12 protein-coding genes are annotated in these 14,050 nt (G+C 63.1%); 2 read left to right on the forward strand and 10 right to left on the reverse strand.

The annotated features are described in order from the left end of the window. Window positions 1-37: 37 nt before the first annotated feature. From K5R33_RS06150 to K5R33_RS06195, 10 genes are all read right to left on the reverse strand, one after another. Window positions 38-631: an alpha/beta hydrolase gene (locus tag K5R33_RS06150; RefSeq protein WP_255576166.1), complete on the reverse strand. Its 594-nt coding sequence runs from the start codon at window positions 629-631 to the stop codon at window positions 38-40. Continuing rightward, window positions 628-1,545, reverse strand: coding sequence for a ring-cleaving dioxygenase (locus K5R33_RS06155; protein WP_220748131.1), 918 nt, complete (start codon window positions 1,543-1,545; stop codon window positions 628-630). The genes K5R33_RS06150 and K5R33_RS06155 overlap by 4 nt, the downstream gene beginning before the upstream one ends. 117 nt (window positions 1,546-1,662) lie before the next feature. Next, on the reverse strand, window positions 1,663-2,829 hold the full coding sequence (gene rodA, locus K5R33_RS06160) for a rod shape-determining protein RodA (protein WP_220748132.1): 1,167 nt from the start codon (window positions 2,827-2,829) through the stop codon (window positions 1,663-1,665). Between the two features lie 9 nt (window positions 2,830-2,838). Further along, a complete protein-coding gene (gene mrdA, locus K5R33_RS06165) occupies window positions 2,839-4,779 on the reverse strand; it encodes a penicillin-binding protein 2 (protein ID WP_220748133.1) in 1,941 nt (646 codons plus the stop codon). 41 nt (window positions 4,780-4,820) lie between these two features. Beyond that, the gene (locus K5R33_RS06170; protein WP_220748134.1) at window positions 4,821-5,348 is read right to left on the reverse strand and encodes a rod shape-determining protein MreD; all 528 of its coding nucleotides are present in this window, start codon (window positions 5,346-5,348) and stop codon (window positions 4,821-4,823) included. Between the two features lie 3 nt (window positions 5,349-5,351). Beyond that, the gene (mreC, locus tag K5R33_RS06175) at window positions 5,352-6,263 is read right to left on the reverse strand and encodes a rod shape-determining protein MreC (protein ID WP_220748135.1); all 912 of its coding nucleotides are present in this window, start codon (window positions 6,261-6,263) and stop codon (window positions 5,352-5,354) included. 36 nt (window positions 6,264-6,299) lie between these two features. Continuing rightward, window positions 6,300-7,337 (reverse strand): rod shape-determining protein, encoded by a 1,038-nt coding sequence (locus K5R33_RS06180; RefSeq protein ID WP_220748136.1) that lies wholly within the window; start codon window positions 7,335-7,337, stop codon window positions 6,300-6,302. A gap of 122 nt (window positions 7,338-7,459) precedes the next feature. Continuing rightward, the gene (locus K5R33_RS06185) at window positions 7,460-8,119 is read right to left on the reverse strand and encodes an REP-associated tyrosine transposase (RefSeq protein ID WP_220748137.1); all 660 of its coding nucleotides are present in this window, start codon (window positions 8,117-8,119) and stop codon (window positions 7,460-7,462) included. 894 nt (window positions 8,120-9,013) lie between these two features. Continuing rightward, window positions 9,014-10,576: a 2-isopropylmalate synthase gene (locus tag K5R33_RS06190; protein ID WP_220748138.1), complete on the reverse strand. Its 1,563-nt coding sequence runs from the start codon at window positions 10,574-10,576 to the stop codon at window positions 9,014-9,016. Window positions 10,577-10,919: 343 nt separating this feature from the next. Next, window positions 10,920-11,717 (reverse strand): helix-turn-helix transcriptional regulator, encoded by a 798-nt coding sequence (locus K5R33_RS06195; protein ID WP_220748139.1) that lies wholly within the window; start codon window positions 11,715-11,717, stop codon window positions 10,920-10,922. Between the two features lie 87 nt (window positions 11,718-11,804). Between K5R33_RS06195 and K5R33_RS06200 the strand changes: the two genes are divergently transcribed. Continuing rightward, a complete protein-coding gene (locus K5R33_RS06200; RefSeq protein ID WP_220748140.1) occupies window positions 11,805-12,455 on the forward strand; it encodes an SDR family NAD(P)-dependent oxidoreductase in 651 nt (216 codons plus the stop codon). Then, on the forward strand, window positions 12,449-13,978 hold the full coding sequence (locus K5R33_RS06205) for a cryptochrome/photolyase family protein (protein ID WP_220748141.1): 1,530 nt from the start codon (window positions 12,449-12,451) through the stop codon (window positions 13,976-13,978). The genes K5R33_RS06200 and K5R33_RS06205 overlap by 7 nt, the downstream gene beginning before the upstream one ends. The last annotated feature ends 72 nt before the right edge of the window (window positions 13,979-14,050 follow it).

A 14,050-nucleotide genomic window follows, 5' to 3' on the forward strand; every position in this document is an offset into this window, starting at 1 on the left:
CCACATGGGCGGCCCTTTTGCGTTTTGGTGGGGTCTTTCACGCCGTTCCAAGCATGCGTCGCGCTGCCGCGATCCCCTCGGGCATGGGCTGATGCCCTGGCCCTGGATGGATCATCATCTCGGCCCCTGCGCCGAGTGCCGTCAGGACCCGCGCGCTCGCCTCGGCCCGCACCAGGGGAATATGCGGGTCTTGCGTATGGCAGGTAACCAGCACCGGGACACCGGTCAGATCCGTGTCATAGTCAAACAGTTTGTCCGGGTAGCCCCAGATCTGTCCCGACCCGTCGGCTGTGCCCACTAGCCCGCCGGACAGCCCAACCGCCGCGCCCAATCCTTTGCCCCGACGGGCCGTGTACTCCAGGGCGAGACACGCGCCCTGGCTGAACCCGATGAGAGCGATGTCGGACCGGGGCAAATCCAACCCGGTCACAGCCGCCTCAATGGCGGAAAGGCCCACCTCGACGTGTGGCTCCATCTCGGATGTGGGCGCCAGAAAACTTGTGGGCCACCAAGAGTGTCCGGGCGCCTCTGGCGTGGCCAAAGCTGCGTCTGACAGGCCCAGCGGGGCCAGCAGGGAGCGCATATCGCGCCCACTGCCGCCCCGACCGTGGATGAGAACTACCCCTTTCACGCCTGGAGTCCCGGCAAGACCTGCTCGATCCGGTCGCGTATGGGCTCGTACTTCTCGGGCAGTTTGAGCGCCTGCCCCAAGGTTTCCAGCGGTTCGTCCCGGGTGAACCCCGGTGGATCGGTGGCAATCTCGAACAGGATCCCGCCCGGCGTTTGGAAGTAGATCGCGTTGAAGTACTGACGATCAATCACCGGCGTCACCTGCATACCTGCCGCCAACATCCGGTCCCGCCAATCCAACTGGTCCGCATCATCGAGGGCGCGGAACGCCACATGGTGAATGGACCCAGCCCCTTGAACGCCCCTGGGCGCCCCGTCGCGACGGTAGAGGTCGACGACGGTGCCCCGCGCTTGACCTGGCGCTTGCAGGCGCAACCGCTCCTGGCCCGCTCCAGTGTCATGCCCCACTTCGGCGTAGCCCATGTGATCCACCAAGAGCCGCTGCGTCGGCCCAAGGTCATCAAGCCACAGCGTCGTGGAATGGAACCCGCCTTCCGCCGGAGAATGGTCGCCAGGCTCCGCCACCAGTTCGACAGACGCGCCGTCCGGGTCCGTCACGGTGACCACCGACTGGCCAAACCGTTCCTCCGGGGCGGAGACCTGCGCCCCCTTGGCGCGCACCTCACCCACCCAGTGATCGAAGACCGAAGCGCCAACCGAATACCCATAGGCCGATGCGAGACCATAGCCGGGCCGCCCACGGGCCGCGCCGACAAAGGGGAAGAACGTCAGAATCGTCCCCGGGTCTGCGGTCTCGTTTCCATAGTAGAGGTGATAGGTTCCCGGATCGTCAAAGTTGACGGTCTTCTTGACCAGGCGCTGATCCAACAGCTTAGTGAAAAAGTCCACGTTGGCCTGGGGCGGACCGCTGATCGCGGTGACGTGGTGCAGGCCGGTGATATGCTTGTCGGACATTGCGATGCCCTCCTGTTACGTTGCTCTAACGCACAGATAGGGGAGCGCGTGCCCTGTGATAGGCCGATCCGCGCACAGCATTGGTTCAGGGACGCAAAGCCCCCTCCCCTGCCTTGGTTAGCGTCGGAGCAGGCGGCCTTCGCCCGCAGCGCGGGGCCGGTGCACATGGGCCGATTGCACGATGCCGAAGGCCAGCATCAGGACCAGCATCGCCGACCCACCGTAGCTGACCAAGGGCAGCGGCACACCGACAACCGGGGCCAAGCCCATGACCATCGACATGTTCACTGCAAAGAACAGGAAGAACGCGACCGCGATGCCCAAGGTGACAAGCGCCGCAAAGCGATCCTTCATCCGCAAAGCGGACACGACGCAGAACGCGATGATCAGCAGATAGAGAACCAGCAGGGACAGCGCACCGATGAACCCGAACTCCTCGGCCAGGGTCGTGAAGATGAAGTCAGTATGCTTTTCGGGCAAAAAGTTCAGCCGCGCCTGCGTGCCCTGCATGAAGCCCTTCCCCGTCCAACCACCGGAGCCCAGGGCGATCTTCGACTGGGTGATGTGATAGCCCGCGCCCAGGGGATCTGTCTCCGGGTTCAGGAAAGTATCGATCCGGCGGTACTGGTAGTCCTTGATCAGTTGCCAATCCGTCCCTCGCGATTGCAAGACAGCCGTGACAAGGCCCACCGCACCGGCAATCACCGTTGCGAAGTAAGCCCAATGCACGCCAGCCAGGAACATCACCGCCCCGCCCCCCGTCACCAAGAGGATAGAGGTCCCCAGGTCGGGCTGTTTGAGCACCAGGAAGACCGGCACCAGAATGATCACGACGGGCACCAGAACCCACTGGGGACGGCTGACCCGCGACGGCGGAAGCCAGTCGTAATAGGCCGCCAGCATCAGAACCAGCGAGACCTTCATGAGCTCCGACGGTTGCAAGCGCATGAACCCCAGGTCGATCCATCGCTGCGCCCCGCCGCCAGTGCTGCCCACGAACTCCACCGCCAGCAACAGCACCAGTGTCAGGCCGTAAGCCATGGCCGAGACGTTTCGCCAAAACCAGATGGGGATCATCGCGGCCACGAACATGACGCCCAATCCCAGGCCGAAGCGGTACATCTGCGGCTCCGCCCAGCGCCAATCGCCGCCCGCGACGGAGTATAGAACGATGAACCCGATCCCAGCCGTCGCAGCGATCAACAGGACCAAGGCCCAGTTCATCGCCAGCACCTTTTGAAGCCCTTGGGGGACGCGGGCGACGTTATACTCTAGATAACTCATGCCGCGCCCCTACGCCTCGGACGAGCCGGGACCCTGCCCCAGTTCCGGGTTCAGGTTGAGCGACGACAGCAGCGCCTCTGCCTGACCACGTTGACCGCGAGGATAGGCGTCAAGCGGCGGAATGCCCCCTGACAGTGCATAGAGCATCACATCGCGCGCAATGGGCGCGGCCGCCTTGGACCCGCCGCCGCCGTGTTCGACCACCACGGAGATCGCGTACCGCGGGTCATCATAGGGCGCGTATCCAACGTAGAGCGCATGGTCCCGCCGGTTCCACGGCAGGTCTTCGTTGCGGAACACGCCCCGCGCCCGCTCTGCCGCGGTGATGTTGCGAACCTGGCTAGTGCCGGTCTTTCCGGCCCATTTCATCCCGGCCATGTCGAACCGAGACCCCCGCGCGGTTCCACCCCGGGAATTGTTCACCTGGTACATGCCGTCTCGCACCAGATCGAGCAAGCTGCGGTTGATCCCAAGCGGGCCGTTCACGCCCGAAGGACGCGCCTGTCCATCGACCGACCGAACCAAGCGGGGAGAGATGCTGAGGCCCGAGGCCAGGCGCGCCGTCATCACCGCCAATTGCAACGGCGAGGCCAGGACGAAGCCCTGCCCGATGGAGGCGTTCAGGCTGTCCCCCACGACCCATTCCTCACCCCGACGCGTGCGCTTCCAATCGCGGTCCGGCACCAAGCCTTCCGAGACGGAGGTCATCTCCAGGGGATGAGCCGCGCCCAAGCCAAGACGTCGGGCCATCTCTGAAATACGGTCGATCCCCGCCTTCTGGGCGAGTTCGTAGTAATAGACGTCGCAGCTTTCCCGCAGGCTCTTGGCGGCATCGACCCACCCGTGGCCACCGCGCTTCCAGCAATGGAACCGACGGTTCGAGACCGTCAGATGTCCGGGGCAATAAAAGGTCTCGCTCGGGCTGACCTCTCCGGCCTCTAGCGCGGCGAGCAGCGTGATCATCTTGAACGTCGAGCCCGGCGGATACAGCCCCTGGACGATCTTGTTGTGTAGTGGTCGGTGATCGTTGTCCCGCAGTTCGGCGTAGTCCGGAACGCTGATCCCTGTGACGAAAAGGTTGGGATCGTAGCTGGGCGAGGAGACGGCGGCCAAGACGTCACCATTGCGGACATCCATCACCACGGTCGACGCGCTTTCCAACCCCAAACGCGCCTGGGTGAAGTTCTGCAGGCCCGCGTCGATGGTCAGTTGCACATCCTTACCCGACTGACCGGGCGTGCGCCCAAGCTCTCGCATGATGCGACCAGCGGCGTTCTGTTCAACGCGGCGCGACCCAGCCTTGCCGCGCAGGACATGCTCCAAAGACCGCTCGGCCCCGATCTTTCCAATCTGAAACTGGGGCGTTTGGAGCAGCGGATCCCGGTCTTCCTCGTTCTCAAGGTCACGGTCTGACACGCGGCCCACGTAGCCGATCACATGGGCATAGTCGCGGCCAAGGGGGTAGACCCGGCTCAGCCCCACTTCGGGGGTGACGCCCGGCAGGGAGGGGACATTCACGGCGATCGTGGACAGCTCTTCCCACGACAGGCGGTCCGCGATGGTCACCGCCTGATGGGGGCGCCGGTCCATTTCCCGCAGGGCGCGCTGCAACGTGTCTTCGTCCAAGCGCACAAGACCACGCAGATGGGTCACGACCTCATCCACGTCATCGGCATCCTCGCGGATCATCGACACGCGGTAGATCTGTTCGTTGCCCGCCAGAATACGCCCGTGGCGGTCATAGATCACACCCCGGGCCGGTGCCAACAGGCGTACCTTGATGCGATTTTCCTCGGCCAACAAAAGGAACTCATCGGCCTGATCGACCTGTAGATGGTTCATGCGGCCCACCAGCAAGGCCCCAAACGCCGCCTGTGCCCCGCCCAGGATCAAGGCCCGGCGGGTGATGTGTCGAGTCGACAGGCGTTGTTCTTCGGCATTGCGCTTCATGGTGATCCCCAGAGGCTTGGCAGTGCTGGATCGCGGCGCAGTTAAGCGCGGGTGCCCAGTGAGTCCAACTCCCCTGGGGCAAGCCGCCGCACGCCGACCAGTTGTGAGAATAGGACGGTCAGCGGGTAAAACACAATCGTCGCGGTGGCATGCAAGACCTGTCCCAAAATGGGCGCCGTTTCGGCGAGAAGCAGCAAAAGCACCACGTGATTGGCCAGGAAGGTGCCCGCAATCAAGCCGCTGACAAGGACCATCTCAGACCAGAAGGTCTGGGCCTGCGTATGGTCCACCCGGCGGCGCAGGTACTCCGACGCCAACATCACCACCAGCGTCCAGACCCCCAAGGGGCGCATCAGCAAGGCATCATCCAGCAACAAAAGCGGCACCAAGAGCCACAGGGGCACGTAGTCGGGACGCCGCAAGATCCACGCAAAGACCAGGCACATCATCAAATCAGGCGCAGGCAAACGGCCCTCGCCCGTGCTGAACGGCAAAAGCGCGAAGAACAGCAAGACGAAAGAGATCACCACAAACAGCAGCCGATAGGTCCAGATCGTGCGCAGCGCCATGGCCTAGCCGTCCTGCGCCAGGTCACCCGGGGCCGGCGGCCCTTGTACCGGCCCGGCGGGTGGAGCGATCAAGGCGCCGGTGTCGTCGATCCGGGCGGCTTCGCGGGTACGGAGGACGCGCAGGTACTCCAACCGGCCGGTCTCTGCGGCCAAGCGAACCCGCAACTGCCCATTCACCGAGCGGACCACCTGCCCCACCAACAAATCAGCCGGAAACACACCGCCGTCACCCGAGGTCACGATCCGGTCCCCGGCGCGGACATCCTCTGGGTTTTCCACGAACTCCAAGGCCGGGGTCGCCGTCGTATCGCCAGCCAAGATCGCGCGCTTTCCGGACGGCTGGATGGTGACGGGAATGCGGCTGTTGCCATCGGTCAGCAGGATCACGCGAGAGGTGCGGGCGCCAACGCCGGCGATCCGCCCGACGAGACCCAGACCATCCATGGCCGCCCAGCCATCCTGGATGCCATCATCGGACCCGATGTTGAGCAGGACCGAGCGACGAAACGGCGACCCGGAATCGGTCAACACGACGCCCGAGATATACGTGAGATCCGGTGACAGACGCACCTTGTTGAGATCGCGCAGGCGAGCGTTCTCCTGCTCCAACTGAATGGCGGCTTCTCTCCAGGCGGTCATTTGCTGCAACTCGCGCCGCAAGTCCTGGTTTTGCTCGTAGACCCTGGCGTAGCCCTCGAAGTCTTCGATCAAGCGCCCAGCCCAGGTGACGGGGGCCAGCGCCCACTCGAATGACGGCACCACCCGGTCCACCAGGGCGGCCCGAATACGTTCCGCACGGGGGTTATCGATCCGCCACAACAGGGCAAGTCCGATCAGAAAAACGCACAGGATCACCAGCACGAGCCGTCGCAGCGGGCGCTGATAGATCTCGTCCGTTGACTGGTTACGCGCCATGGCTCCCTATCCTGCCGCCGGTCGCGGGCTGCGGGTCTAGCTTTCGTAGTCGATCACGTGGCTCAACTGCCGCTCGAATTCCAAGGCCTTCCCCGTTCCGAGGGCCACACAGTTCAGGCTCTCGTCGGCAACCGAAATCGCAAGTCCCGTTTGTTCCCGCAACGCGAGGTCCAACTCACCCAAAAGCGCCCCGCCCCCGGTCAGCATGACACCCCGGTCGACAATGTCGGCAGCCAGATCGGGCGGCGTGGATTCAAGGGCGGTCATGACACCCTCACAAATCTGCTGGACCGGCTCGGCCAGGGCCTCGGCCACTTGGGCTTGGCTAATCTCGGTTTCTTTCGGAACGCCGTTCAACAGGTCGCGCCCCCGGATCCGCATGACTTCGCCACGCCCGTCCTCGGGCATCCGCGCGGTTCCGATTTCTTTCTTGATGCGCTCCGCCGTGGCCTCGCCCACCAGCAGGTTCTGGTGACGGCGCAGATAGCTGATCAGCGCCTCATCCATCCGGTCGCCACCCACGCGGATCGAGCGCGCATAGACGATATCCGCCAGGGACATCACCGCAACCTCGGTCGTACCACCGCCGATGTCGACCACCATGGAGCCCGTGGGATCCGTGATCGGCATCCCCGCACCGATGGCCGCCGCAATAGGCTCGGCGATCAGGCCCGCCTTGCGCGCCCCCGCGCCCAGAACCGACTGACGGATCGCGCGCTTTTCGACAGGCGTCGCGCCGTGGGGCACGCAGACGATGATCTTGGGCTTGGTAAAGGTCGAGCGCTTATGCACCTTACGAATGAAATGCTTAATCATCTCTTCGGCTGTGTCGAAGTCGGCAATAACCCCTTCGCGCATGGGGCGGATGGCTTCGATGCTGCCCGGCGTGCGGCCCAACATCAACTTCGCATCTTCGCCCACGGCCAGCACTTCCTTGCTGCCAGCCTTCATGTGATAGGCCACAACCGAAGGCTCGTTCAGAACGACACCCTTGCCCTTGACGTAGACCAGCGTGTTCGCCGTGCCGAGGTCGATGGCCATGTCCTTACTGAACAGGCTTCCGAAGATAGACATGCGCATTCCCCAAACCGTACTCGCCCCGGCGAGTCCCGCTGCCAGGGGTTTCTAGGCGTGTAACGGGCCGAGGCGGTCGGGGACAAGGGCGGCCTTTGGGTTAGTAGGCCGCATTTTGCTGATCACGCGGGGCCAACGGGTGCGTTTGCACGGGCCGAGGTGGGCATGTGCGTCTGTGGTCGGCGGTCCCTCCCAGGGCGAATTGGATCGGTTAAGGGATGGTCGCGCGACAGAGCTTCGGCAGGCCCGAGGATGCGCCGCCGTGCTGGGTCTAACCGGTTTGCCGCCGCGAGACCGGCCCGAAGGCTCACACGCATATCGCGATGGATCGATGAATGGGGCCAATCGAATGGATCAGCCACAAGCCCATGTTTCACGGGATTGAGGTTACAGTAGCTGATCAACCGCCCGAGATCGAGCTCGTCGCGAACACGGTATTCTCGGAAGTCGTCTTGCCAAAGTGCAACGTCGCCTGGGGGCGGGGTAGGCGTGAGCGAAGGGTGCATCCCTGCCCGAAGCAAGCCTTCCTGGAACCGTGCCTTAATCGAGGCCATATGGGCCGAGCAATCGGCATCCCGCCCTGGCAGTCGCCAGACCGCGTGGAAGTGATCGGGCAACGTGACCCAGGCCTCAATCTCGAAGGGCCGATCGGCGCGGACGCTGCGCACGGCCTCGCGCAAGATGTCAACGTGCCGGACCAGCAGGTCGGATGCACGGTCCAAGAGGTGGGCCGTGATAAAGATCGTGCTAGCGGGAATCGTGGGGCGGCAGTAATCGGGCATGCCCTGATCCTGCCGCCAAGATAGTTAACGAAGCGTGAAGGGCGAGAGCATCCCCGGCTCACTAAGGCGACCGATACATTGGGAGCCATACATCCCGCCGACAAAAGTGATCTCTGCGGCCCCGTGACGGCAACGCATGTCGTCAAATTCCCAGTACGGCGCCGATGACGCCAAGCGTGATCAAAGCGGCAAGCACCCCACAAATGATCAGAAAACCTCGGAGAAGACCCAGAGCCAGCCCCACAATGCATACACTGAAGTGGGTCCACTTTGGGCGAGCCGCGTCGCGCATCAGCGGGGCTGCGCATCGCCGTATCCCATGTACGCCGAGGCGGTGGGCGAACTCTCTAACGATCTGCTCCTATAGGAAAGGACTTGGGCCGAGCCAAAGCAGCCGCTCAGAATTCGGCCCCCAAACAAGACCTCGAAGACCAACCGGGTTCTGACGACCCGCATCATTCCGCGCCAACAGCCCACGCACCTCCTCTCGATAGCGGTCGGGGATGCACTCTGCGAGTTGCATTGCCTCCTCTTCAGAGGGCCGCAAAGCATAGAAACGCTTGTCCAACGAGTCCTAGGCCGTGGCATGGCTCACGGGGGTCCATTCACCCGTCTCCTTATCTTCGGAAGCACGCGGGAGCGCCTGACAAGTCTCAATGACCTCTCTTACTTGATCGAAGCTCAGCAGAACACTGCCGCAGATCCGAAGGGATACGCTCAGGCGCGACGCCAGCTAGCCGCAGCCGAATGCCAAATGCCGAACACGCCGTTACCGGCCTGTCGAGGCTCAGAACCTCAAACCGCCGCCTGATGACCCAATGGGAAGCCGATCAAACGAGGAGGGCGGCCCCTCAACGACGTCGCATAGCGACGGCTCGCGATGGGTTCGGCAGGCTACCCCACATCCTTATAGCTGATCTCGCGCGCGTCGGTCCCCGCCTTCTCTCGGCGCACCATCAGACGGTTGAGCGCGTTCACATAAGCCCGCACACTGGCCACGACCGTATCGGTGTCGGCGGATTGGCCCGAGACGATGCGCCCCTCCTCCTCCATCCGAACCGTCACGGTGGCCTGGGCATCCGTCCCTTCGGTCACGGCAGACACCTGGTAGAGTTGCAGACGCGCCCGGTGATCGACCAGCGTCTTCACGGCATTGAAGGCTGCATCCACCGGGCCATCGCCCGTCGCCTCAGCCGAGACGGCATCCCCGTCAATCGTCAGCGTCAGCGCAGCCTCCGCCGGGCCACCGGTACCGCAGACCACGCGCAGGGTTCCGACCTTGATCCGATCCTCGCCAGAGCGTTCCTCGTCCTGCATCAGGGCGATCAGATCGTCGTCGAAAACCTCTTTCTTACGGTCGGCCAGGGCTTTGAACCGCACGAAGACGTCGGCCAGTTGGTTGCCGTCCACGTCATACCCCAACTCCGCCAGTTTGGAGCGCAGGGCCGCACGACCCGAGTGCTTACCCATGACCAGCGACGTTTCGGTGAGGCCCACATCCTCGGGGCGCATGATCTCGAAGGTTTCGGCGTTCTTCAGCATCCCGTCTTGGTGGATCCCGGACTCATGGGCGAAGGCGTTCTTGCCGACGATGGCCTTGTTCGGCTGAACCACAAAGCCCGACACGGCGCTGACCCGGCGCGAGATCGCCATCAGCTTGGTGGCGTCGATGCCGGTTGTGAACGGTATGATGTCGTGGCGGACCTTGAGGGCCATCACGACCTCCTCCAGGGCCGTGTTGCCCGCGCGTTCCCCCAACCCATTGATTGTGCATTCTATCTGCCGCGCACCGCCCTCGACCGCGGCAAGGGAGTTGGCCGTCGCCATGCCCAGATCATTGTGGCAGTGGGTGGCAAAGATGACGTCCTCGGCGCCCGGCACTTCGGCGATGAGACGACGGATCAGCTCGGCGCTTTCGTTGGGCGCGGTGTAGCCGACAGTGTCCGGGATGTTGATCGTGGTGGCGCCTGCCTTGATCGCGATCTCGACCACGCGGGCCAAATACTCCCACTCCGTCCGGGTCGCATCCATGGGCGACCATTGGACATTGTCGCAGAGGTTCCGAGCATGGGTGACCGTGTCGTGGATCCGGTCGGCCATCTCATCCATAGTCAGATTGGGGATGGCGCGATGCAGGGGCGAGGTGCCGATGAAGGTATGGATGCGGGGCGATTTGGCGTGTTTCACCGCCTCCCAACAGCGGTCAATGTCTTTCAAATTGGCGCGCGCCAGGCCACAAATCGTGGCCGATTGCGCGGCCCGAGCGATCTCGGACACGGCGGCGAAATCGCCTTCGGAGGCGATGGGAAAGCCCGCCTCGATGATGTCCACGCCCATCTCATCCAGCATGGAGGCGATCTCCAACTTTTCGTCATGGGTCATGGTGGCGCCGGGGGATTGCTCCCCATCGCGCAGGGTGGTGTCGAAGATAACGACGCGGTTTTTGTCGGAAGTCATGGCTCTATCCTGGATGTCTGGGTGTCTTCTGTCGGCGCTGCACCTCTCCCGAGCGGTCGCGCCGAATGGCACGCTCAGGAGCGGCTAAGAAGAAGGTCCAGGGTTAGGATCAGCGTCATGACCGAGACGATACGGGTTTCGCAGGGGCGGGGAAAGTGGGAATCTGTCGAACGACGATGTGTTTTCGCCCGGACCCGGTGTGAGGCGGCCGGGGGACGCCCCCCGGACCCCCGAGATGACCGTCATGCCATCAATCAGCGGGCGCGCAGTCCGTGTCGGATGCATCTGCATATTTTTGGAACATCGAAACGACAGACTGAGGCGCCACCACCAAAGGGTGGTGTCAAACCATCAAGAGGTTGCGGGTCTGCGCCTCATGCACCGCTTGGGCGGTTGAGTCTGAATCGAGCGCCTCACGTGCCAAGCGCATGTGCTTCTCCACGGTGGGCACGCTCAGGTCCATGATGGCGGCAATGTCGCGAGTCCGTTTGCCCCGGGCGGCCCATTCCAGACATTCCCGTTGGCGTGTAGTCAGCCGTTGAGTCGCCCCAGAGCGCGGGAGAGACGAGATACGAAGGTGGAGCGCGCGCGCGGCAGTTTCAAGCTCTGCCCCATGGGAGGCCCAAATGGCCTGGGCCCCGGCCTCATCAACGCCAGGGCGGAGGTTGAGGCCAATGCCGCCCTCCAGACCGGGGACGAGGCCACTAAGGCTACCGGTAAAGCCAGCCTCGCCGCCGTATTTGGCCTCCAGAGCGCGAATTTTTTCCAGTTCTGGGGTCAGCTTATCCGAAAACGCAGCACGCGCCTGTTCCCATGTGGCAAAGCCGCTGCGATCACGGACCCAGTGGAAGATTGGGTTGTGAATGAACAACTCACCATCAATGTAGGCGTCGAAGAACGCCTGCGGACCGTGATGCAGGATGATGGAGTTGCGGCGATCCCAGCCGCTTTCCTTGGCCCGCAGGCGCGAGTTTCCGTAAGACATTCGAACAAAGCCACGGGCGCCCATCGCGGTCACGAACCGCCCCCACGCGGCATCGATACTGCGGCAGGCAAGCAAATCGGACAACAGGGTCAATGCCCCCTCGGGGGCGGTAGGATCGGGCCAATCGGCCAGGATATTATCACATTCGTTACGCACGACCGGTACCATAGGCAAAGACGTGGGCCAGGACTAGAGAGGCATTCCTGACTTGAAGGGCCGAAGGTGGCGTCTAACTGCCTGCGAATGAAACATGCGCTCATCATCGGTGCGTCAGGGGGGATCGGCGCGGCCATCGCGCGAACCCTGAGCCAAACCCACTGTCTCACGGAAATCAGTCGGTCGCAGACCGGGCTGGACGTGACAGACCCAGACTCGGTTGCTGCGGCACTGGACCCCGTCGTCGCGCCCGTAGACCTGGCCTTTGTGGCGACAGGGATCCTCGCGCCGGAGGGACAGGCGCCGGAAAAAACCCTGGATGCCATTGATGCGCACGCCATGGCCCAGACCTTTGCTGTGAACGCGATCGGTCCCGCGCTGATCTTGCGCGCGCTTGCCCCGAAGTTGTCGGAGACGGCGCGTGTTGGCGTCCTGACCGCGCGGGTGGGCAGCATCGGCGACAACCGCATGGGGGGGTGGTACAGCTACCGGGCGGCGAAAGCGGCAGCCAACCAAATCACCCATGGGGCGGCCATTGAAATCGGTCGCAAACGCAAAGGTGCCGTCGTGGTCGCCCTGCACCCTGGAACGGTCGAGACCCCGTTTACCGAAGGCTACAAGGCAAAGAAGGTCTCCGCCGACCAAGCGGCCGCGAACCTGATCGATGTCTTGGGGCGCCTGACACCGGAACACTCCGGGGGGTTCTTTGACTACGCCGGAGAGGAAATCCCGTGGTAGGACGTCTGATCCTTGTGCTGGGCGATCAACTGTCCGACGGCCTGAGCGCTTTGCGCGAGGGGGATCCGAACACGGATACGGTTGTCATGGCGGAGGTCCAGGCCGAAGCCGATTACGTCCCCCATCATCCCAAGAAGATTGCCTTTCTGTTTTCAGCCATGCGCAAACACGCGGCGCGACTGGCAGAGGCGGGCTGGACGGTCCGCTACACCAAGTTGGACGACCCGGAGAATAGCCAATCCATTGTGGGTGAGCTTCTACGCGCTGCCGAGGCGACGGGCGCCACCGAAGTCCTTGCCACGGAACCGGGGGAGTTCCGCCTGATCGCCGCGCTCGAAGAGGCCCCCCTGCCCGTTCATATGTTTCCCGATGACCGCTTCTTGGCCAGCCACAGAGAGTTCGAGGCCTGGGCCGAGGGCCGCAAAGAGCTGCGGATGGAGTGGTTCTATCGCGAGATGCGCCGCAAGACGGGCCTGCTGATGGAGGGGGACAAGCCCGCCGGGGGCAAGTGGAACTATGACCACGACAACCGCAAACCGCCCAAGAGCGGATTAGACGTCACGCCCCCCCGGGCGTTCACACCTGACGAGACAGTCACAGAGGTGTTGGAACTTGTCCGGACCCGCTTTGGCAATCGCTACGGGTCGCTGGACGACTTTACCTGGGCCACGGATGTGACGCAGGCACGCCATGCGCTCGCGCAGTTCATCAACAAGAACCTGCCGACCTTTGGCGACTTTCAGGATGCCATGGTCCTGGGCGAACCCTTCATGTTCCACGCGCATTTGTCGTTCTACATCAATGCCGGGCTTTTGGGCTGGAGGGAGGTCTGCGACGCCGCCGAACAGGCCTGGAAGGACGGTAAGGCACCGCTGAACGCCGTCGAGGGCTTCATCCGGCAGATCATCGGATGGCGGGAGTTCATTCGTGGGATCTACTTCCTACAGGGGCCTGACTACACGCAGCAAAATGTGCTGGAGCACAGCCGCACCCTGCCAGAGTTCTATTGGACGGGCGAGACCGACATGACCTGCGTGTCCGAGGCCGTGACGGGCACCATGGACCACGCCTATGCCCACCATATCCAAAGGCTGATGGTTACCGGAAACTTTGCCCTCCTGGCGGGGGTCGCCGCCCATCAGGTCCATGAATGGTACCTGGCAGTCTATGCCGACGCCTACGAATGGGTCGAGGCGCCAAACGTCATCGGAATGTCACAATGGGCGGACGGGGGCGTCGTCGGCTCCAAGCCTTATGTCTCCGGTGGCAATTACATCAACAAGATGTCCAACTACTGCAATTCATGCAGCTATTCGGTTTCAACGAAAACCGGCGAAGGCGCCTGCCCGTTCAATTTGCTCTATTGGCACTTCCTGGATCGCCACCGAGGACGGTTCGAAAAAAACCCGCGCATGGCTCAAATGTACCGAACTTGGGACAGGATGGACGACGACCGAAGGGAGACGGTCATCGCAGATGGCGACAAGCTTTTGGCCCGGATGGAGGCCGGAGAACGGATCTGAGGCGCCTGAAGCGCGCCGCAAATTCCTTGGTCTCTCTCAAAAAGAAACGCGTAATTTCCGTCCCTGCGCCGC

It is taken from the genome of Jannaschia pagri (assembly GCF_019655435.1).
In the GTDB taxonomy this organism is placed as follows: Bacteria; Pseudomonadota; Alphaproteobacteria; order Rhodobacterales; family Rhodobacteraceae; genus Jannaschia; species Jannaschia pagri.